The organism is Methylophaga thiooxydans DMS010, from assembly GCF_000156355.1.
GTDB classification, from domain to species: Bacteria; Pseudomonadota; Gammaproteobacteria; order Nitrosococcales; family Methylophagaceae; genus Methylophaga; species Methylophaga thiooxydans.
The window spans coordinates 1-22,292 of record NZ_GG657901.1 but is presented as its reverse complement, the minus strand read 5'-3'; the positions used below and the strand labels follow the sequence as shown (position 1 = coordinate 22,292).

At 46.0% G+C, this 22,292-nt stretch carries 19 protein-coding genes; 15 read left to right on the top strand and 4 right to left on the bottom strand.

Annotation, left to right across the window (positions count from 1 at the left end; translation table 11 throughout):
* The coding region (locus tag MDMS009_RS12380) for a SurA N-terminal domain-containing protein (RefSeq protein WP_008291842.1) at nucleotides 1-1,844 on the top strand (1,844 nt) is incomplete at its 5' end.
* Nucleotides 1,845-1,889: 45 nt separating this feature from the next.
* Here MDMS009_RS12380 and MDMS009_RS12375 read toward each other — a convergent pair.
* Together MDMS009_RS12375 and MDMS009_RS12370 are read right to left on the bottom strand one after the other, a co-directional pair.
* Nucleotides 1,890-3,092 carry a dicarboxylate/amino acid:cation symporter gene (locus MDMS009_RS12375; RefSeq protein ID WP_008291840.1) on the bottom strand — a complete coding sequence of 401 codons (1,203 nt, stop codon included), beginning with the start codon at nucleotides 3,090-3,092 and terminating at the stop codon, nucleotides 1,890-1,892.
* 85 nt (nucleotides 3,093-3,177) lie between these two features.
* Nucleotides 3,178-3,966 carry an enoyl-ACP reductase FabI gene (locus MDMS009_RS12370; RefSeq protein ID WP_008291845.1) on the bottom strand — a complete coding sequence of 263 codons (789 nt, stop codon included), beginning with the start codon at nucleotides 3,964-3,966 and terminating at the stop codon, nucleotides 3,178-3,180.
* Between the two features lie 132 nt (nucleotides 3,967-4,098).
* On the opposite strand from MDMS009_RS12370, the gene MDMS009_RS12365 reads away from it, so the two are divergent.
* The 14 genes from MDMS009_RS12365 (at nucleotide 4,099) to folC (ending at nucleotide 19,699) form a co-directional block, all read left to right on the top strand.
* Nucleotides 4,099-6,243: an ABC transporter substrate-binding protein gene (locus tag MDMS009_RS12365; protein ID WP_008291851.1), complete on the top strand. Its 2,145-nt coding sequence runs from the start codon at nucleotides 4,099-4,101 to the stop codon at nucleotides 6,241-6,243.
* 95 nt (nucleotides 6,244-6,338) lie between these two features.
* On the top strand, nucleotides 6,339-7,103 hold the full coding sequence (pomA, locus tag MDMS009_RS12360; protein ID WP_008291838.1) for a flagellar motor protein PomA: 765 nt from the start codon (nucleotides 6,339-6,341) through the stop codon (nucleotides 7,101-7,103).
* 18 nt (nucleotides 7,104-7,121) lie between these two features.
* Entirely contained in the window at nucleotides 7,122-8,015 is an 894-nt protein-coding gene (locus MDMS009_RS12355) for a flagellar motor protein MotB (RefSeq protein WP_008291847.1), read from the top strand.
* A gap of 12 nt (nucleotides 8,016-8,027) precedes the next feature.
* Nucleotides 8,028-8,618, top strand: coding sequence for a YceI family protein (locus tag MDMS009_RS12350; RefSeq protein WP_008291854.1), 591 nt, complete (start codon nucleotides 8,028-8,030; stop codon nucleotides 8,616-8,618).
* Nucleotides 8,619-8,634: 16 nt separating this feature from the next.
* Nucleotides 8,635-9,273 carry a 3-isopropylmalate dehydratase small subunit gene (leuD, locus tag MDMS009_RS12345; RefSeq protein WP_008291846.1) on the top strand — a complete coding sequence of 213 codons (639 nt, stop codon included), beginning with the start codon at nucleotides 8,635-8,637 and terminating at the stop codon, nucleotides 9,271-9,273.
* A 32-nt stretch (nucleotides 9,274-9,305) separates the two neighbouring features.
* Nucleotides 9,306-10,376, top strand: coding sequence for a 3-isopropylmalate dehydrogenase (gene leuB / locus MDMS009_RS12340; RefSeq protein ID WP_043888344.1), 1,071 nt, complete (start codon nucleotides 9,306-9,308; stop codon nucleotides 10,374-10,376).
* Nucleotides 10,377-10,398: 22 nt separating this feature from the next.
* Complete coding sequence (locus tag MDMS009_RS12335) at nucleotides 10,399-11,421, top strand: aspartate-semialdehyde dehydrogenase (RefSeq protein WP_008291841.1); 1,023 nt, start codon at nucleotides 10,399-10,401, stop codon at nucleotides 11,419-11,421.
* Between the two features lie 29 nt (nucleotides 11,422-11,450).
* Entirely contained in the window at nucleotides 11,451-14,021 is a 2,571-nt protein-coding gene (locus MDMS009_RS12330; RefSeq protein ID WP_161596152.1) for a FimV/HubP family polar landmark protein, read from the top strand.
* Between the two features lie 12 nt (nucleotides 14,022-14,033).
* The gene (gene truA, locus MDMS009_RS12325; RefSeq protein ID WP_008291839.1) at nucleotides 14,034-14,813 is read left to right on the top strand and encodes a tRNA pseudouridine(38-40) synthase TruA; all 780 of its coding nucleotides are present in this window, start codon (nucleotides 14,034-14,036) and stop codon (nucleotides 14,811-14,813) included.
* A 36-nt stretch (nucleotides 14,814-14,849) separates the two neighbouring features.
* Nucleotides 14,850-15,464, top strand: a complete 615-nt coding sequence (locus MDMS009_RS12320; protein ID WP_008291853.1) for a phosphoribosylanthranilate isomerase — start codon at nucleotides 14,850-14,852, stop codon at nucleotides 15,462-15,464.
* Nucleotides 15,457-16,677 (top strand): tryptophan synthase subunit beta, encoded by a 1,221-nt coding sequence (trpB, locus tag MDMS009_RS12315; RefSeq protein ID WP_008291852.1) that lies wholly within the window; start codon nucleotides 15,457-15,459, stop codon nucleotides 16,675-16,677. The genes MDMS009_RS12320 and trpB overlap by 8 nt, the downstream gene beginning before the upstream one ends.
* A gap of 10 nt (nucleotides 16,678-16,687) precedes the next feature.
* Nucleotides 16,688-17,509, top strand: coding sequence for a tryptophan synthase subunit alpha (gene trpA / locus MDMS009_RS12310; RefSeq protein ID WP_008291849.1), 822 nt, complete (start codon nucleotides 16,688-16,690; stop codon nucleotides 17,507-17,509).
* A 21-nt stretch (nucleotides 17,510-17,530) separates the two neighbouring features.
* Nucleotides 17,531-18,388, top strand: coding sequence for an acetyl-CoA carboxylase, carboxyltransferase subunit beta (gene accD, locus MDMS009_RS12305; RefSeq protein ID WP_008291843.1), 858 nt, complete (start codon nucleotides 17,531-17,533; stop codon nucleotides 18,386-18,388).
* A gap of 12 nt (nucleotides 18,389-18,400) precedes the next feature.
* Nucleotides 18,401-19,699, top strand: a complete 1,299-nt coding sequence (gene folC / locus MDMS009_RS12300) for a bifunctional tetrahydrofolate synthase/dihydrofolate synthase (RefSeq protein WP_008291850.1) — start codon at nucleotides 18,401-18,403, stop codon at nucleotides 19,697-19,699.
* Nucleotide 19,700: 1 nt separating this feature from the next.
* Here folC and MDMS009_RS12295 read toward each other — a convergent pair whose 3' ends face one another.
* Entirely contained in the window at nucleotides 19,701-21,500 is a 1,800-nt protein-coding gene (locus MDMS009_RS12295) for an AMP-dependent synthetase/ligase (protein WP_008291848.1), read from the bottom strand.
* 18 nt (nucleotides 21,501-21,518) lie between these two features.
* A partial coding sequence (locus MDMS009_RS12290) for an OmpP1/FadL family transporter (protein WP_043888342.1) occupies nucleotides 21,519-22,292 on the bottom strand: 774 nt, incomplete at its 5' end.

The window sequence follows — 22,292 nt, the reverse complement described above, 5'->3', positions numbered from 1 at the left end:
CCTGGTTAATCGTAGGTCTAATTAGTATTCCATTCGCCCTTTGGGGTGTGAACTCATATCTTACTGGTGCTTCTGATGTCGTCGTCGCAGAAGTGAACGGTAAAGAAATAACACAAGCTGAACTTCAGCAGTCACTCCAACAATATCGTGATCAAATGCGAAATATGATGGGTGAGCAATTTGACCCTGCTATGTTTGAAGGTGCCATGGTCAAACGAAATGTGCTTGATGGCCTTATTGAACAACAGTTACTTCGTGATGCAAATGAAAAGCTAGGCCAACGCATCAATGATGCTGAAATTTCACAAGTCATCCGCACTACGCCAGCATTTCAGCGAGATGGTGAGTTTGATGCTGAATACTACAACATGGTCTTGGCAAGAGTAGGCTATTCACCTGCGAGCTACGAGGCGCAGTTACGTGCAGACTTGATGTCTCAGCAGTTAACACAAAATATTGAAACAACCGCGCTGGCAACCGAAAAAGATGTGCGTCAGACACTACGACTCCAGGAGCAAAGACGTGAGATTGCTTATGGGGTAGTGCCCGTTCAGGAGTATGTTGAGCAAGTGTCAGTGACCGATGATGAGGTCCAACAACTTTACGACAATCACCAATCAAATTATCAGTCTCCAGAACAACTAAAGTTGAACTATATTGAATTGTCAGTGGCGACTATATCATCAACGTTAACTGTCACAGAAGATGACCTCAAACAGTTTTATGCTGATAATCAGTCGCAGTTTGTTGGTCCGCAACAACGTCGTGCAAGCCATATTCTGATTGAAGGTGATGATAATGACGCACAAACGACAATCGAGGCTATCGCAACACGGCTTGAAAATGGCGAAGACTTTAGTTCTCTGGCCGAAGAATTGTCACAAGATCCGGGCTCAGCGTCGCAGGGCGGTGATTTGGGCTTTTTCGAACGTGACGTGATGGATCCAGCCTTTGAAGAAGCGGCCTTTGCCCTTGAGACGATTGGTGATGTCAGCGAGCCAGTCAAAACAGAGTTTGGTTATCACCTGATCAAGCTTACTGATATTAAGCAGCCAGAAGGCCAGGAATTTTCTCAAGTGCGTGACGAGGTTGAAAAACTCTACCGCCGTCAGCAAGCAGAATCGATTTTTTATGATAAAGCTGAGCAACTGGCAAATCTGAGTTATGAAAATCCAGATAATCTTGATGTGGCTGCTGATGATCTGGAGCTTCAGATCAAAACCACCGAAAGCTTTACCCGCAATGGCACTGAGTCTGGCATTGCCAGTGAGCAAAAAGTGATTGCTGCTGCTTTTGGTGATGATGTGTTGAAAAACGACTTGAACAGTGCTGTGATTGAGTTGGCTGATGATCATTTAGTCGTCATTCATAAAAACAGCTACACACCATCGACAGTGTTGCCGTTTGACTCTGTTTCACCAGCAATTGAACAGCAACTGCTGTTCGAAAAAGCAAGTGAGAAAGCACGTGAACACGGTGAGTCGGTACTAAAAGAGCTGAAGCAAGGTAATCAAGCTACTGATCTGTTGCCAACATGGCAGGAGGCTGAGTTTTACGGTCGCGAGAGTGACAATATCAGTATGCAGATTCTACAACGTGCTTTTGCTATGTCTAAGCCTGAGAGTGGCTCTAAGTTTGCAGGCTTTACTGCTAACAATGGCAACTATATCGTGATTGAACTCACGGCAGTAGACGAGGGTAAACCAGCCGATGTTGAGGCAGAGGATCAGCAAGCATTAAAACAGCAGCTGACCCAAGTACATGCCAATGCCGAAGTGCAAGCGTTTATTACGTCTCTACGTGAACAAGCAGATATTGAAATTTTAGACGAAACCTTGCAATAAGAGCGAGAGTGATACTACGAGAAAAAGCGCCTTCGGGCGCTTTTTTTATGTCAGTCTGTCAATGACAACTGCGCCTACGCTATCGCCCCAGACATTAATGGTGGTGCGAAAACGATCTAGGAACCAATCAACGGCAAGTAATAAAGCAATACCATCTAATGGTAGTCCTACAGCTGTCAATACAATCACCATGGTCACCAAACCTGCTTCAGGGATACCTGCTGCACCGATAGCGGCAAGCGTCGCTGTGATAAACACAATGGCTTGTTGCGTCATCGACAGGTCAATGCCGTAGGCTTGAGCAATGAATAAGACTGCAGCGGCCTCATATAGCGCTGTGCCATCCATATTAATGGTGGCACCTAACGGGAGTACAAATTTGACCGCCTTGGCGTCAACCTGATTGTCTCTGGCACATTCCATCGTCAAGGGGAGGGTGGCAGATGAACTGGCTGTACCAAAAGCTGTGACCAAAGCTCTGCCCATGCCAAGTAAATAATCAAAGCCTCGGCGTGCTATAAAGAGCATGATAAGAACAAGGGTGATGCCGTGTATAAACAGTCCCGTTAGCACTGTCACCACGTGTAAGCCCACGGCTTTTATTTCAGCTAAAAACTGCTCACCACCGCCAGCGTTACCTAAACGTGCCGCAATAAGTGCAAAAATACCAATTGGGGCCAAATGCATAACCCAAACAACCAAGCGCATCATCGCTTCATTAATGCCGTCGAAGACGTCAAAAACCGGTTTGGATTTTGTTCCCAGTGTTGTCAGTGCCATGGCAAACAAAATGGCAAATACAATTAATGGTAACAACTGCGTTTCACTCGCAGCCGAGATCAGATTAGGGGAAATAAGGGATAAGAAAATATCACTAATGCCGGTGTCTTGTTTGGCGAGAATATGATCTGGTACGGTGGTTTGTGTGAGTTGAATTCCCGCGCCTGGTTGAATCCAGTTCACAACCAGTAAACCTGTCAGTACCGCTAGTGCTGTCGTGATGGTGTAGTAGATCACTGTGAAGCCACCCATACGGCCTAGCTGACGGATATCACCTAATGAACCGATACCACTAATGATGGAAGCAATAATTAGCGGAATAATCGTCATTTTTAGTGCATTGAGAAAGAGTGTCCCTAACCAGCTAATCTGAGTTGCCGTGTCACCGGCGTACCAGCCGAAAAATACACCGCCAACGGCGCCCAAGATAATGAAGGCTAATAAAGCCATGGCATGTGTATGTGACATCGTTTTTCAGTTTCCTTTCGCCCAAAACAAAACAGGGCATTAAAAAATGCCCTGTCAGTCATATTAGCAGATTGTTTGTATCGGGTTATTTGTCGCCAATTCCCACGATGTTATAACCGGCATCGACATAGGTAATTTCACCGGTAACGCCTGATGCCAGATCTGAGCATAGGAAAGCCGCTACATTGCCGACCTCGTCAATGGTTACATTACGACGCAATGGTGAGTTACGTTCGCCATATGCCAGCATCTTTCCAAAGTCACCAATGCCTGCTGCTGCCAGCGTTTTAATCGGTCCGGCTGATACGGCATTAACGCGAATACCTTCTTCGCCGAGAGAGTAGGCCATGTAGCGCACGGTTGCTTCAAGTGCTGCTTTCGCCACACCCATGACGTTATAGTTATCGATAGCTCGTTCAGCACCGAGGTAACTCAATGTCATCATCGAGCCATTCCGACCTGCCATCATCGGTTTGCCTGCTTTGGCAAGAGCAGCGAAGCTATAGGCACTGATGTCATTTGCCATGGCAAAACCATCACGGGTGACACTGTCGACAAAGCTACCTTGCAACTGCTCACGTGGAGCGAATGCAACCGAGTGTACGATAGTGTCGAGACCGTTCCAGTGTTGACCCAAAGCGTCGAATACCGCATCGATTTGGGCATCGTCGCTGACGTCGCAAGGAAAGACTAAAGCTGGATCGGCACCACATGCTTCAGCGATTTTCTCGACCCGAGATTTCAGCTTGTCATTTTGGTATGTGAAAGCTAGTTCAGCACCTTGATTTGCCATAGCGTGTGCAACGCCTGATGCTATAGAGCGAGGGCTGGCAACGCCCACAATTAACGCACGTTTGCCTTCCAGAAAACCCATGTGTCTCTCCTAAACTGCGGATAAAGCGGGATAACTTACCTGATTTTGTAGATGACGGGAAGGGTAACGATGCAGTAATCTCGTTATAATCTTGGTCACAAAGCTGTTTATCTTATTCTGCATAGGGGTTGTATGACACTGAAACATCTGCTGGTTTATTTACTGCTTGGCGTGTTAACAGCATGTAATACACAGGCGGTGAACTCGCCATATCCTGATCAAGATAATGATGCCGCCGCACTTTATTCCTCGTTTTCTTTACGCCCTAAACATTTAGATCCGGCGCGATCATACAGCTCTAACGAGATTGCCATTACCGGACAAATATACGAGCCCCCCTATCAGTATCATTACCTCAAGCGACCCTACGAACTTGAGCCACTGGCTGCTGAAGCGCTGCCAGATGTCAAATACCTCGACGCACAAGGCACTACGATAAAAGATGCAAAAGCAGATACCGAGGTAGCGTTCACGGTGTATACCATTCCTATTAAAAGTGGCATCTTTTATCAACCGCACCCTGCATTTGCGACTGATGAAAACGGCACCTTTCTTTATCACCAGTTGACACCCGCACAATTGGACGAGATCAACGAAATTGCTGACTTTGAGCAAACCGACACGCGCGAGTTACGAGCTGGCGACTTTGTCTATCAGATTAAACGATTGGCGCATCCTGAAATTCATTCACCTATTCTTGGCTTGATGGGCGAGCATATTGTCGGCTTAACTGATTATGCTAAACAACTACGTGATATAAGGCAGCAGGGCGATGTTGTCGATTTACGTGCGCATGATATTGAGGGTGTGAAAGTCTTAGATGATCAGCACTATCAAATCACGGTCTATGGCAAATACCCACAATTACGATTTTGGTTGGCAATGCCTTTTTTCGCTCCCATCCCATGGGAGGCAGAACAGTTTTATAGTCAGGCAGGACTGATAGAAAAGAATATCACCATCGATTGGTACCCGGTCGGAACTGGACCATTTTATATGACAGAGAACGATCCCAATCAGCGAATGGTATTGAGTAAAAACCCGCACTTTCATGGTGAATATTACCCCAGCGAAGGTGAGCCTGAAGATGCCAGAAATGGTTTACTCAACGATGCAGGCAGACCCTTACCGATGCTAGACAAAATTGTGTTTAGCTTGGAGAAAGAAAATACATCTTACTGGGGTAAGTTTATTCAGGGTTATTATGATGTTAGCGGTATAAGCTCAGATAGTTTCGATCAGGCAGTGCAGGTATCATCATCGGGTGAGTTTGGCTTAAGTGACTCGATGAAAGAGAAAGGAATCCAGCTTGAAACCGCGGTCGGAACGTCGACCTTCTACATCGGCTTTAATATGTTGGACCCGATCGTCGGTGGTAACGCTGAGAAAGCAAAAAAATTACGTCGAGCTATTTCCATTGCCATTGATCACGAAGAATACATTTCCATTTTTGCTAATGGGCGTGGCATTCCGGCACAAGGTCCTGTACCTCCGGGCATATTTGGTTATGTTGAAGGTGAAAAAGGGATTAACCCATACACCTATAGATGGGAAAATAATGAGCCTGTACGGCGTACTCTAGATGACGCGAAGCAATTGCTTGCTGAAGCGGGGTATCCGAAGGGCCGTAACGCCAAAACGGGTGAACCCCTGGTGTTATATTTCGATGTGCCGGCAAGCGGACCCGATAGCAAAGCCCAGCTTGACTGGTTACGCAAACAGTTTCGCAAGTTAAACGTGCAGTTAGTTATCCGCAGTACAGACTACAATCGCTTTCAAGATAAAATTCGGCGAGGGCAAGCCCAGATATTCCAGTGGGGCTGGAATGCCGATTATCCCGATCCGGAGAATTTCTTGTTTCTGCTTTATGGTCCCAACGGTAAAGTCGACTCGGGTGGTGAGAATGCGTCGAATTATAGTAATGCTGCGTTTGATGCGTTATTCGAAAAAATGCGGGTGATGCCTAACAATGCACAACGTCAGCATATTATCGAAGAGATGGTTGCTATTGCTAGGGAAGATGCCCCATGGGTATGGGGATTCCATCCCAAACAGTTCACGTTGTTCCATGCGTGGAATCATAATGTGAAGTCGAATTTGATGGCAAATAACACACTAAAATACCGTCGTTTAGACACAGAGCTTAGACAAGAACTACAGACAAAATGGAACCAACCATTGCTATGGCCACTGTTATTGGTGCTGTTAGTTTTAGTCGTTATGGTGTTGCCTGCGGCACTGCTCTATCGACATAAAAAATATAAAAAACCTACTTAGCTGTTTGATGCTGGAGATTTTTTAGACGTTATTCGGTAGAATTAGCGCTTGCTTTTACAGCGCTTTGCTCAGCATTAGATATAGGGAGTTAAATAGTGGATCTGGCTACGCTACTCGGTTTGATTGTTGCTTGGGGACTTATTGTTGCAACTATTGTTTTAGGTGCGGCTGCAAGTACCTTCGTCAATATGCCTTCATTCGCTATTGTTATTGGCGGTACCTTTGCTGTTGTGTTGATGCGATTTACGTTGGGCCAATTTATCGGCTCAATGAAGACGGCAACAAAAGCATTTATGTATAAGTCGGAGTCACCTGAAGAGATTATCGACTTTGTTGTCGAATTGGCCGGGATCGCACGGAAAGAAGGTTTACTCTCACTGGAAAAGCAAGAAATCACAAATCCAGTATTGGCCAAAGGTATCAACATGCTGGTCGATGGCCACGAACCTGGAGTAGTTAAAAAAGCCTTACTGACAGAGATGAATGAAACACTGAATCGTCACAGTATTGGTCAGCAAATCTTCAAAGCGATAGGTGATGCTGCACCGGCAATGGGCATGATTGGTACTTTGGTTGGCTTAGTGCAGATGTTGACCAATATGTCGGATCCAAAATCAATTGGTCCAGCGATGGCGGTCGCATTATTAACTACACTGTACGGCGCTATGTTGGCAAATATGTTTGCCTTACCTATCGCAGATAAACTGTCGTTACGTAGTAGTGAAGAATTAATGAATAAAACGATTATTATCGAGAGTGTATTAGGCATTCAAGAAGGACAAAACCCGAAAGTCTTGGGGGAAATATTACGAAATTTCCTACCCGCTTCAAAGCGTGAAAACGAAGAACCGGCAACGTAATCGAACGGACCGATTGCGATGAGTGAAAACCAACAGAGAACCAAGCGGGATGCAGAAGGTTTGCCAGCTTATATGGCTACCTTTGCTGACTTGATGTCATTGCTGATGTGCTTTTTTGTACTGCTGCTATCTTTTGCCGAGATGGATGCACTGAAATACAAAATGGTCGTCAAATCATTGGAAAATGCTTTTGGTGTACAACGTGAAGTGGCGGCTAATGAAATACCCAAAGGCACCAGTATCATAGCGCAGGAGTTTAGTCCCGGTGAGCCCAAGCCGACACCACTTAAAGTGGTTCGCCAGGATACAATGGATGATAGTCGTGAGCAGTTAAAAGTCACGATGGATGCTGAAAAATTAGCCGAGCAACAAGCTCAGCAAGTTGCTGAAGAAACACAAAAGTTTAAAGAGGCACTGGAAAAAGAGATTGAAGAAGGTTTGATTGTTGTAGAGAGTCAATATAGCCGTATTGTGATTCGGATCCGTGAAAAAGGCTCCTTTATGTCCGGTGATGCTCGTCTCAACAATGATTTCATTCCAATTTTAAAGAAGATACATAACGTGTTGTTAAAAACAGATGGACGTATTGCTGTTGCAGGCCATACCGATGATGTCCCTATCAACACCAGCCGCTACCGGTCAAACTGGGAGTTGTCGACATCACGGGCAACCTCTGTGGTGCATGAATTATTGGCGCCGGGTGATATGCCTGCAGAGCGGTTTGTTCTGGAAGGCTACGCGGATACTAAACCACTAGAGCCGAATGACTCGCCAACTAACAGGGCAAGAAATCGTCGGGTAGAAATTATCGTGCTCAAATCGCCAGTTGAAGCAGAATTAACGCGTTCTATTGATGAGTTGATGCAAGAGCATGAGTCTGTCGATAGTGTCGTGACACCAATTTATGACTAGAGGACTATACAAATGAATTATTTGCATCGTGTCGTTTCCATCTTGGGCTTATTGTTAATAAGCGTTGCTGCTAATGCGGCGGACTGGCAGCTTGATAATACCCAGTCCAAACTCAGTTTCATGTCGATAAAAAAGCAAAATATCGCTGAAGTACATACTTTTGGCCAGCTATCAGGTGGTCTGAATGCTGCAGGTGAGTTTAGTCTGAACATCGACTTGAGCTCTGTGGATACCAATATCGATATCCGCAATGATCGTATGAAAGAATTTTTATTTGAAATTGCTGACTTTCCAGCAGCAAACATCAAGGCAAAACTTGATGCTGACAGCATTAACGCTATGACAGTGGGACAACAAGTGTCGGACTCAGTTACTGGCACATTAGCATTACACGGTCAGCAGCAAGAATTACAATTTGACGTTGTCATCAGTAAACTAGCTGACGACAAACTGTTTGTTATTTCCAGCAAACCAGTGGTGTTGACTGTGTCTGATTATCAGTTGGTAGAAGGTGTCGAGAAGCTACGTGAACTCGCCGGTCTGTCAAGCATCAGTCATGCTGTACCAGTCAGTTTTTATTTAAGTTTAGACGCTGCTAACTAAGAGGTCACAGCGAGTAATGAAAAAATTTTCAGTTGAAACCGGCATTGTCATTCCCATGGATAGACCCAATGTGGATACCGATGCCATTATTCCCAAGCAGTTTTTGAAATCGATTAAACGTACCGGTTTCGGTCCAAACTTGTTCGATGAGTGGCGCTACCTGGATCATGGTGAGCCAGGACAAGACTGTAGTCAGCGCCCAGTGAATCCAGATTTCGAGCTGAATCAAGCACGATACAAAAACGGTAGCATCCTGCTGGCACGTGAAAACTTTGGTTGTGGCTCAAGTCGCGAGCATGCTGTGTGGGCTTTGGACGATTTTGGTATCCGTGTGATCATCGCGCCAAGTTTTGCTGATATCTTTTTCAGTAATACCAGTAAGAACGGTATTTTAGCGATCGCCCTGGATGAAGCGTTAATAGATAAGTTATTCGCACAGGTTGCAGCAACGCCGGGCTATCAACTTAAAGTTGATCTACCTGAGCAGACTATTACACTGCCCGATGGTGAAAAAATCACATTTGAGATTGGCGGCTTTAAAAAGCATTGTCTGCTTGAAGGGCTGGATGATATCGGGCTGACTTTACAGCACACGGCAGATATTGAAGCCTACGAAGAAAAACGCAAACAGGAAGCACCGTGGTTGTTTTCCTGAACCAAGATTTAGTTACTATAAAAGAATAAATGATGACAAAAAAAATTGCAGTTCTGCCAGGTGATGGCATAGGTCCGGAAATTGTTGCTGAAGCAGTAAAAGTCTTAGAAAAATTGGGCACAGAAGGGCTGGATATCAGTCTTGAGTATGGCTTGATCGGTGGCGCAGCTTATGATGAAACGGGTACGCCGTTACCGGAAGCAACACTGACCTTATCTAAGCAAGCAGATGCTATTTTGCTGGGAGCCGTGGGTGGCTACAAGTGGGAGTCGCTGGACATCAGTGTCAGACCTGAAAAAGGTCTGTTAGGTATTCGTTCAGAGCTTAACCTGTTCGCAAACTTACGACCTGCAATTCTCTATCCACAGTTGGCTGGTGCGTCTACCCTGAAAGCGGACGTTGTGGCTGGTTTGGATTTGATGATCGTACGTGAACTAACCGGCGGTATTTATTTCGGTCAGCCACGCGGTATCCGTACACTTGAAAATGGCGAAAAAGAAGGCTTCAACACGCTGGTCTATCGAGAAAGTGAAATTAACCGCATCGGTAAAGTCGCATTTGATATTGCAGGAAAGCGCCAAGGGCGTGTGTGTTCTGTCGATAAAGCGAATGTGTTAGAGAGCACAGAACTGTGGCGTGAAACGATGACAGAATTAGCGAAAGACTATAGTGATGTCGAGCTGAGCCATATGTATGTCGACAATGCGGCGATGCAACTGGTACGTGCCCCTAAACAATTTGATGTGATGGTGACCACGAATATGTTCGGTGACATTCTGTCTGATTGTGCGTCGATGCTAACCGGTTCTATTGGCATGTTGCCGTCCGCTTCTTTGGATGAAAACAGCAAAGGCATGTATGAGCCAATTCATGGTAGTGCGCCCGATATTGCGGGGCAGAATATCGCTAACCCGCTGGCGACCATCTTGTCAGCTGCTATGATGTTACGCTATACCCTTGATGAAGCTGAAATGGCTGATCGAATTGAAAATGCTGTGAGCAAAGTGCTGGATGATGGCTTACGAACAGTCGATATTTATTCAGACGGCACAACGAAGGTATCCACTTCAGAAATGGGTGATGCCGTAGTAGCAGCACTATAATCCAACGTATAAAAGGTGAAATGTGAGTAAAAAAATTGATGTTGCAGTCGTAGGCGCAACCGGTGCGGTAGGCGAGACAATGCTAGAAATCCTGCATCAGCGTGAGTTTCCAGTGGGTAAAGTCTATGCTTTAGCTAGTGAACGTAGTGCAGGCAGCACAGTCAGTTTTGGTAATAAATCGCTGATCGTCGAGGACTTAGCCGAATTTGATTTTTCAAAAGTGCAAATTGGTCTGTTTTCACCCGGTGCGAGTGTATCTGCAATCTATGCACCTAAAGCCGCCGCAGCAGGATGTGTGGTCGTTGATAACACCTCACAATTTCGCTACGACGATGAAATTCCACTGGTGGTACCAGAAGTGAATCCAGAAGCTGTTGCCGGCTACACCAAACACGGCATAATTGCTAATCCTAACTGCTCAACCATTCAAATGATGGTGGCATTGAAACCGATCTATGATGCCGTTGGTATTACACGCATTAATGTGTGTACCTATCAGGCAGTATCGGGTTCAGGCAAGCCTGCTATGGATGAACTAGCAAAACAGACTGCAGCCTTGCTGAATGGCCGACCTGTTGAAGCTGAAGCCTATCCGAAACAGATTGCATTTAATGTCCTGCCTCAGATCGATGTCTTCCAAGATAATGGTTATACCAAGGAAGAGATGAAAATGGTCTGGGAAACACGCAAGATCATGGGTGATGACTCGATTCAGGTAAATCCAACGGCTGTGCGGGTTCCTGTCTTTTTCGGCCACTCAGAAGCGATCCATATCGAAACACGTGACAAAATCACTGCTCAGCAGGCAAAAGACTTATTAGCCAAGTTTGATGGCATTGTGCTATTGGATGAGCATGAAGATGGTGGTTATCCGACAGCAGTGACAGAGGCATCAGGGACGGATCCTGTTTATGTCGGACGCATCCGTGAAGATATCTCTCACCCGAAAGGTTTGAATTTATGGGTGGTTGCGGATAATGTACGTAAAGGTGCCGCATTAAACAGTATTCAAATTGCAGAAGTTTTGGTTGATAAATATCTCTAGCACGTAGGAAAGGGAATAAGGGGATGAAAATGAAGAAGAGTTTATTAGCCGGTCTGGCCGTTGCTTCAACGATCGGATTTTTCACTCCCTTAATCAGCCATGCTTTTGGCTTGGGTAAATTGGAACTGATGTCGGCATTGAATGAACCATTCAAAGCTGAAATTGATGTCACAGCACTGAGTCCCACTGATAAAGAAAACCTGCAAGTCAAAATCGCCTCCAATGATGAGTTTGTAAAGGCAGGTTTAGACCGAAGTATTTTGCTGGGTCACCTACAATTCGACATCGTCGACCGTCAGGGCAAGACCAAAATCTTGGTGACGTCGACACAGGCGGTGAAAGAGCCTTTTCTCGATTTTCTACTCACAGCGACCGCAGGTTCAGGCCGATTACTGCGTGAGTACACAGTGCTGTTAGATCCGCCCGAGTATGTCATGGCGGAAGCAAGAAATAAGACCGCGAGCGTGTTACCTGCCTCGCAAGTTCCTGAAACAAACACCGCGTTAACATCCACTCGCACTGAATACACTGCCAGTTCTTCCGCTAGTAGTTATGCCGTTAAGCGTAGTGACACATTGTGGAATATTGCTTTAAAAACACGTCCGAGCAGTTCAAACAGTGTTCACCAAATGATGATGGCATTGTTGAGACAAAACCCTCACGCATTCAATCACAACAATGTAAATGGGCTTAAAGCCGGTGTTACACTGCAAATTCCTGATCAAGGCACTATCTCTGCGCTGTCAAAATCTGCGGCGGTGGCAGCGTTTTCAGAGCAAGCTAAAGCATGGAAAAATCGCAATACAGTCACAACGGTTGCAGCAGCTACTGAAGAGTCTTCACCTTCAGAAGGTGCACAAAAAAATAGCCCGGACACGTCACCGTCAGAATTCATCGTAGATGAAAAGACAAACGCCAGTGAAGCGGGGGCTGACAACGAAGGAAGATTGCAACTGGTTGCGCCTGACGACGACGTTATCAGTGAAGATGATGCAGCGCCTAATGTTGCTGGCAATGATCAGATCCAAAAACTGACGGAACAACTGACACTTGCTCAAGAAACGATCGAGGCACAGCAACAAGAAAATGTTGACTTTGAATCTCGTATGAACGCGATGGAAGAGCAATTGGAAACGATGCGGCGTTTGATTTCACTAAAAGATACTGATTTAGCGAGATTACAGAGTCAGCTTGAACAAGATAACGCTGCACAAGCAACGAGCTCAGATCCTGAGCTAGAGACACAAAATACGGCGATGACTGAATCATCAGAAACACCCTTAGATGAACAGAAGGGTATGAATGAAGCCGAACTGCAAACCACAGAGCTTGAGACATCAAATGCCACAACCTTAGGGGAGGCACAAGCTGATAGCTTAATCGATGATGCCTCTACAGCATTGAATTTGGATGGTGAAGAAGTTAAATCGCTACTGGGAAATGCCAAACAATTTGTTATTGAGCGGAAACTGGAAACCGCGTTAGGCCTGATACTTATCTTACTTATTTTATGGTTACTCGCACGCCGCAGCAGCCGCGAAGTGACATGGGATGAAGCTGTTCAAAAGCTTGATAAAAACCAGCAACAGGATGAAGGCCCTGTTGTCGTTCAGCCTAGCCCAGTTGATGATGAAGTCGATGGTGAACCAGAAAATGAAGAAGAAAAGACGGTTGCAGAGTTAGTCGAGCAAGCGGATATGTTTGTTGGCTATGCGGATTATGTGCAGGCAAAAAATGCGTTAGATCAAGCCAGACTGCAAGAACCAGAAAACACATGGGTTCGTTATAAGATGTTGTTTGTTTTGTACAAAAAACAACAAGCAGATGAGTTTGTAACACTGGTAGAAGAGTCAAAATTTGATCAAGACAGTTATGAATGGGATGAAATTAAACAATGGGGTCAGGAGCTAGCACCGAACCACTATCTGTTTGCAAGCCAATCAGAACAAGAAACTGTCGAGACTGATGTTGAGCTGGCAGAAATGCCTGAACAGACTGACGTTGAGCTGACGGAAATACCTGAACAGACTGAAATCGAAGACGTCTCACAAGATGAAAAAGTGAGTACTGAAGAATTAGAAACCACCGCTCAGGATGATGATTCTCCTATTGCGTTTGATTTGAACGAGTTTTCACCAGCATCTGTAGAAACTGATGCGTTAGAAACAGAGTCTGAGCCAAGTACTGCTAAAGACGTCGATGAACATGATGACTTACTGGATTTTGATAGTAACTTCACCGCTTCTGACAACACTGACGTCAGTGACACGGATGAAACAGATGACGCCATTGAGCTCGATCTAACAAGTGACACATCGGATGATGATTTATCGTTCGATTTAGATCTACCAGATGAATCTGATGATTTGAGTGCAGATGACTTCGATACATCTGATGTCGATGATGACGCGACAGACTTGGAGTTTGATGTTGGTGACTTGGATGATATCGATGAAGCTGAAACTAAGCTTGATTTGGCCGCAGCGTACATTGATATGGACGATTCCGAAGGCGCCAGTAGCATTCTTAATGAAGTGTTGTTAGAAGGTAACGACGAACAAAAGAAACGTGCACATAGTCTGCTCGACTCTCTGTCGTAATTAGGAGGGCTGGTGAGAATTGCACTCGGCATTGAGTATGCCGGTACTGACTTTTGTGGCTGGCAAAATCAGCCTAATACCAGAACGGTGCAGGGAGAGCTTGAAAAAGCCGCATCAGTCGTTGCGAATCATTCAATAGATGTCTTCGCTGCAGGCAGAACGGATACCGGTGTTCATGCACTTAACCAAGTGGTGCATTTTGATACTGACGCAATTCGTTCTGAACGTGGTTGGTTACTTGGCATCAATGCTAATTTACCGAAAGATATCAATGTTGCTTGGATGAAACCAGTAGACGATGAATTTAATGCCCGCTTTACAGCAATCAAACGTCGCTACCGATATCTTATCTTAAACCGTCTTAGTCGCTCTGCGGTGCACCATAACCGTATGTGGTGGCATCATCACCCGCTTGATATTGAACGAATGCAGGCTGCAGCCGATCAGTTGGTAGGAAAGCATGACTTTTCTGCATTCCGTGCTAGTGAGTGTCAAGCGCGTAGCCCCATCAAAACCTTGGATAAGATTACTGTTCGACGCCAGCAGGACTGTATTGCTGTGGATGTGGAAGCCAAGTCATTCTTACACCACATGGTACGAAACCTGGTGGGTGTTATGGCCGCTATCGGTGATGGTAGTAAACCGGTCGACTGGGCAGGGGATGTGCTGCGCAGCGTTGACCGAAGTCAGGGCGGGGTGACGGCACCGCCGCAAGGTTTATACCTTGTTGATGTCGAATATCCCGAACAATATTCTATGCCAACAGTGTCGGGTTTCCCGGTGCTCTGGTAAAGTATCTAGTCGATTAGCTTTTTTGTTTCTATCATCATGAGAACGCGTGTCAAAATTTGTGGCATAACTCGCCAGCAAGATGCTGATTTTGCAGCTGATTCTGGTGCCGATGCAATTGGTCTGGTTTTTTACCCGCCAAGCCCTCGTGCTATTTCGGTTGCGCAGGCGCAGAATGTGACAAGAGGATTGGCGCCTTTTGTATCAACAGTCGCGCTTTTTGTTAACCCCAGTGTGGCTGATGTTTCACGCTGCCTTGACGCTGTATCGGTTGATATAATTCAGTTTCATGGCGATGAAAGCCCGGAATTTTGTAGTCAATTCGGTAAGCCTTATATCAAGGCTATCAGAATGAAACCGGATACCAACTTAGCCCAGTTATCTGAGGCATATGGTTCAGCACAGGCATTACTGCTGGATGCGTATCAACCGGGTGTCCCTGGTGGCACTGGAACAACTTTTGATTGGTCTTTGATCCGTCAAATTGAAAAACCGATTATTCTTGCCGGCGGTCTGAGTGCCGACAATGTGGCAGAAGCAATTAAACAAGTGCGACCTTTTGCTGTCGACGTCAGTGGTGGTGTTGAAAGTGAAAAAGGAATAAAAAGTCATGACAAGATCAGCGCTTTTATGAGAGAGGTGGCAAATGCCTGAACAGTCAGTACATGATTACTACAAAACGTTCCCAGACGAGCGGGGACATTTTGGCCCATATGGTGGCCGCTTTGTCGGTGAAACCTTAATGGGTGCTATTTTCGAGCTTGAACAAGCCTACGAACAATACAGAAACGATGCCAACTTCTTGGCAGAGATGGATAAAGATCTCAGTACGTTTGTGGGACGACCTTCACCGCTATATTTAGCTGAAAATTGGACGGCTAAACTGGGTGGCGCTCAGATTTACCTCAAACGTGAGGATCTGAATCATACGGGTGCCCATAAAGTGAATAATACGATTGGCCAGGCATTATTAGCTAAACGGATGGGGAAAAAACGCATCATTGCTGAAACTGGCGCAGGTCAACATGGCGTCGCCACCGCGACAGTTGCAGCACGTTTAGGCATGGAGTGCGTTGTATATATGGGCGCTGCAGACGTAGAGCGTCAAGCCCAGAATGTGTATCGCATGAAATTACTTGGCGCGCAGGTCGTACCTGTAGAATCAGGAGCGCGGACCCTGAAAGATGCATTAAATGAAGCATTACGAGACTGGGTTACCAATGTCGATGATACCTTTTACATCATCGGTACTGTCGCGGGGCCACATCCTTATCCAGCGATGGTACGTGACTTTCAATCAATTATCGGGCGTGAGACTAAGCAGCAGATGCAGGCGATAAACGGGAAGCTGCCGGATGCACTAGTAGCTTGTATCGGCGGTGGTTCAAATGCTATCGGTTTGTTTTATCCTTTTATCGAAGATGAGTCAGTGGCCATGTATGGTGTTGAGGGAGCAGGGCACGGTATCGAAACCGGGCAGCATTCTGCGCCTCTGGCAGCAGGCAGACCCGGTGTGTTACATGGTAACCGTACTTATCTGATGCAAGATGATAACGGTGAAATCGTAGAAACACATTCGATTTCAGCAGGGCTTGATTACCCCGGCGTTGGTCCTGAACATGCGTGGTTAAAAGATATTGGTCGTGCCAATTATGTTTCAGTAACGGATGACGAGGCATTAGCCGCTTTCCATGAACTGACACGTACAGAAGGTATTATCCCGGCATTGGAATCAAGCCATGCTCTAGCTTATGTGAGTAAACTGGCGCCAACCATGTCACCTGAGCAAACAATGGTCGTGAACTTATCCGGTCGTGGTGATAAAGATATGCACACTGTCGCAGCGATGGCTGGTCTGAAATTCTAAGGGAGCAATAATGAGTCGAATTAGCCAGTGTTTTGAAAACTTAAAAGCCGATGGTCAGACGGCCCTAATTCCATACGTGACAGCCGGCGATCCCGAACCATGGGTGACTGTGCCTTTATTGCATGCCTTGGTTGATGCGGGTGCAGATATTATCGAACTGGGTATTCCGTTTTCTGATCCCATGTGTGATGGTCCTGTTATTCAAAAGGCTTGTGAGCGTGCGCTGAAAAACGATGTCAGTATCAAGCATGTTTTAGAGATGGTGAAAAAGTTTCGTGAGAAAAACTCAGATACTCCCATTGTATTGATGGGCTATGCCAATCCTATCGAAGCCATTGGTTATGAAAAATTTGCCGAGCTTGCCAAGCAAGCGGGAGTGGATGGTGTGTTGACGGTTGATGTGCCACCAGAAGAATCAACAGAATTCCGCACTATCATGGATGCAAACGGTATTGATACGATTTATCTGGTTGCACCGACAACATCAGCAGAGAGAATGGCAACGATTGCCAGTTTTGCACGTGGATTCATTTACTATGTATCTATCAAAGGTGTAACTGGTGCGGCAGCATTAGACGTGGCAGAAGTCTCTGAAAAAATGGCGCAATTACGTGAACTGACAACCCTACCACTTGGTGTAGGGTTTGGCATCCGTGATGGCAAATCTGCAGCGGCTGTATCTGAAATTGCTGACGCGGTTGTTGTTGGTAGTACATTAGTGCGTTGTATTGAAGAGCACGCTGAGCGTATGGATGAATTACCCGCTGCCGTGGCTGGTCTTTTGGCCGAAATGCGCCATGCGATTAATGCCCGTGATTTGGCTAGTGCCTGATTCGAAATTTAAGGTGACAAGATGAGTTGGTTTGAAAGGTTAATCCCGTCAAAAATTCGTACAACAGTTCGAAGCCGTTCTGTTCCAGAAGGTGTCTGGTGTAAATGTCCTAGCTGTGACAATGTGCTTTATCGCGCTGAGCTTGAGCGTAACATGATGGTATGTCCCAAGTGTGAACATCACCAGCGTATTAATGCCAGAACGCGCCTGGAAACCTTTCTTGACGAAGACGAGCGCCAAGAAATTGCAGTTGACGTGAAACCTGTTGATACCTTGCGATTTAAAGATAGCAAACGCTATCGTGATCGGATTACACAGGCACAACGAAATACAGGCGAAAACGATGCTTTATTGGCGATGCAGGGCAAAGTGAATAACCTGCCTTTAGTCGCTGTTGCGTTCGATTTCAGCTTTATGGGTGGCTCAATGGGTTCAGTCGTTGGCGAGAAATTTGTCCGCGCCGCCCAAGTTGCTTTGAAAAATAATCTACCACTGGTGTGCTTTTCAGCCAGTGGTGGTGCACGTATGCAGGAAGGTCTGTTCTCATTGATGCAAATGGCAAAAACCAGTGCCATTCTGACGCAATTGAGCGATGCAGGTATTCCATTTGTATCTGTCATGACCGATCCAACTATGGGTGGGGTTTCTGCTAGCTTGGCGATGCTCGGTGATATTAACGTGGCAGAACCGAAAGCTTTAATTGGTTTTGCTGGGCCGCGTGTTATTGAGCAGACGGTGCGTGAAAAGTTACCAGAAGGCTTTCAACGTGCCGAGTTCCTGCTAGAGCACGGTGCTGTTGATTTGATTATCGATCGTCGTGATATGCGTGATCGTCTTACTAATGTTCTCACCATGCTGCAAAAACGTGCAGCAGTGTGATTAAGCATCTCAATGCGCTTTTCATCATTGTCGCAGTGGTTGCAGTGGCAGGAAAATTTACACTTTACGGAAATTGACCCTGGCCTTGATAGGGTAGGTAAGGTCTGGCAGCGTATGGGGGGGAGTAGTACGCTACCTTTCAAAGTTGTCACCATTGCCGGCACCAATGGCAAAGGCTCTTCTGTCGCGATAACAGCGTCGATATTACAGGCTGCTGGTTATCGCACTGCCACCTATACATCGCCGCATCTACTGCGTTATAACGAACGCATCAGTATTGATGGCGAAGCCTGCAGTGACGACGCAATTTGTGATGCCTTTGAACGTATTGATCAGGCACGTGATGATATTTCACTCACTTACTTTGAGTTTGCAACCCTCGCAGCAGTCGATCTATTTTCGCGGCAAAACGTAGAGATTGCGGTGCTTGAAGTCGGCATGGGCGGGCGCCTTGATGCTGTCAATCTGTTTGATACCGATGTGGCATTGATTACGCCCATTGGCTTAGATCACATGGCTTGGCTCGGTGATAATCGTGAAACGATTGGTCGCGAGAAAGCGGGTATTATCCGCGCTCACAGCCCGGTCGTGTGTGCTGAAAACGCACCGCCTGAGTCGGTGTTGAATTATGCCGAAAGTCTTAGTGCGACGTGTTTTGTTGCTGGTAATGACTTTGATTACACAAAAAATCAATCGACATGGTCATGGCAAAATAACGATAAAAAGCATGACGATCTGCCGATGCCTGCGTTAACCGGTGCCTACCAGCTACAAAATGCCGCTGCAGTGCTACAAGTCTGTGAGTTATTATCGCTTCAAGGCATCACAATCAACGAGCAGGCAGTCAGAGAAGGCTTACAAAGCGTGAAGCTATCCGGACGGTTTCAGCTGATTCCTGGTGCGGTCACGCGTATTTTGGATGTTACACATAACCAGCAAGGTGCGGATAATCTACGGAATTTATTAGTAGAAACCGCCGGACAAGGCAAAACCTATGCGGTTCTGGCAATGTTGAAAGACAAAGACACCCATGCTGTTGCTAATGCACTCAACGGGGTTATTGATTTTTGGTATCTAGCAGGGCTTGAGGGTAATCGAGGTCTCAGTGCTGAAGACTTAAGTGAGCGTCTAGCGCCCATCGTCGGCGATAAAAAAGTCGGTTGTTATCACTATGTTTCTGATGCCTACGAAGCTGCTATGGCGTCAGCATCAGCGTCTGATCGCATTCTTATCTTTGGTTCATTCCATACTGTAGAAGCTGCGATGCGCCTAATGCCTGAGCTGACGCAACCAGTTTCAGTCGCTAGCTAAGTTAGGCATACATTTTATCTATATCCGCCTGATGGTGTTTAATGACGGCAGCGCGTTTAATTTTCATGGTTGGCGTCATCATGCCATTTTCCACAGTCCAGGGTTCTAAGCTCAACGAGACTCGACGAATCTTTGCGTAGGCAGGGAAGTCATGAAGCAATTGTCTTAATTTCTGGATAACAAACTGATGTAGATTTTTGCTTTCCAGACTGGAATTGTCCATCGCATCCAACCCCAGCTCTTTGGCAAGACTAAACCATTTGTCTGTGTTTAAGACGATTAAAGCTGACAGATAAGATTCTCCCTCACCGACGATCAGCGCTTGTTCAAAATATTCACCGGATTGGATAGCAGATTCCATATCACTTGGTGGTACTTTTTCACCATTACTTAAAACTAAAATGTCCTTGATACGACCAGTGATATGAATATGGTCATTATCATCAATTTTGGCTTGATCACCAGTATGCAACCAGCCTTCGGCATTGATTGCTTGAGCGGTGGCTTTATGATTATTCCAGTATCCCATCATATTACCGGGGCCACGCACCAGTAATTCATCGTTGTCACCGATTTTGACAGCGACACCGGGAATAGCACGACCGACGCTAGTGGGGTCATTATTAGCAGGTTCATTGACGCTGATAACAGGGCTGGTTTCTGTCAAACCATAGCCTTGCAGTAGATTCAGTCCAAGACCTATAAAGAGTTTTGCTGCTTGAAAAGGGAGCGGTGCGCCACCACTGACGGCCAGTCTGACTTGCCCGCCCATGCGCTGATGTACTTTTTGAGCCACTATCTTATTGAGTAATGGCAGTAGTGAAAATCCCGGCCGCCAGCCTTGTTTTCCTTGCTGATACTTAAATTTCGACCAGCCTGTTGAACAAGTAAGCTGAAATAAGAACCGGCTTATCACCGGTTTTTGATCTAGTTGTGCTTGCAGTCGGCTATAGATACGTTCGAAGATACGTGGCACAGCAATCAATATGGTCGGCTTTACCATCTGCATATCATCAGCTAACTGGGGAATACCGCGAGAATAGGCAACGCTAGCGCCTGCCATTATCGGCAGATAGTAACCAGCAGTGCGTTCTAAAGTATGTGATAGAGGCAGAAATGACAGGAACAGATCATTCGGGAAAATCTCGAAATATTGTAATGAGCCTGCCGCAACAGACAGCATATTATGATGACTCAGCATCACACCTTTCGGTCGACCGGTGGTGCCAGAGGTATAGATAATTGAGGCAAGTTGATAGGGATCGGCATCATAGTCTGTGATGCTTTCGCCACTTGTGGGTAGCCAGTCTTGTGCATAGATCGCTGGTAAGGATAATGACTCAGAATCCTGATTGGCAATGATAACGCGCCGTAGATTATGTTCATCGGTAATCGATGGTTGCAGCCGTTTCCATTGAGCATGATTTTGCAGATAGAGTAATTTTACATCTGCATCTTGTAGGATATAAGCGACATTATCAGGACGATCATCAGGGTATAAGGGAACGACGATTAAACCCAATCCCATAGCTGCTTGATCAAAGAACACCCACTCCTTGGTATTACGCAGGTTTAATGCAACACGATCGCCGGGTTCAAGGTTTTCATGTTTGAGGGCTGCTTGCCAACGTGCTACTTGCTGAGCTACATCGCGCCAAGTGGTGTTATACCAGTCTTTTGTTTGGCTAGAATAACTTCGATATGCAATATGATCGGGCGAACGAGCCAGACGTTCTAGAAATAGGCCGTATAAGGTGCCAGCCTGTTCAGCGGAAATATAGTCCGTTTTGGCTGTTGTCATAATGCGAGCTCCCGTTGCCTACATTAACCAGCGTAGCTGAACCCCAAGCAAATCGACACTAGCATCATATTCGCCTTTCAAGTTATACCCGGTATCGTCGGTTTCGTTGATTTTGGGATTATCGATAAACAAGTGTGCATAACCTGCATCCAGAATGATATTTTCTGAATAATGGTACGTTGCACCAACTGCCACCCATTTCCGATCATTGCCAGGAATTCGAGCGGTTGTTCGCTCGGTATTTGGAATTGGGGTTTCATCGTAAGCCACACCGGCTCTGAATTGCCACTTATCACTATGTCTGTAATCGACACCCAGGCCATATCGCATTGTGTTTTCCCAATCTTCTGCTTTCACAGAAGATAACTGGCCACCATCCGATTGAATATTGAGCTCACTGAAACGGCTCCAGCGAGTAAACGTTGCATCAGCAGAAACAGACCATTGCTTATTGAGGCGATGATGAATGGCTAATGAAAGTGTTTCTGGCAAGTCGACATCTGCTTGTATGTTGTCATCAACGACCGTGTTGCCAGAGGCATCTTTCAGCGTGCCGTCACCTTTGAGAGTGTGTGATATTTTTGAACGGAATGCCAAACCGATACGTGTGTCATCGGTAGCTTGGTAGAGAAGGCCTAGGTTATAGCCATATCCCCAGTCATCGGCACCAAGTTTGACTTTGCCATCAGCGGCCTGTGGGAAGCCACCACGAGCACCCAGATCAGCCATTTGAGAAAGTTTTACGTCAATATATTGAGCACTTACCCCAAAGCCTAAGGAAAGCTTCTCAGT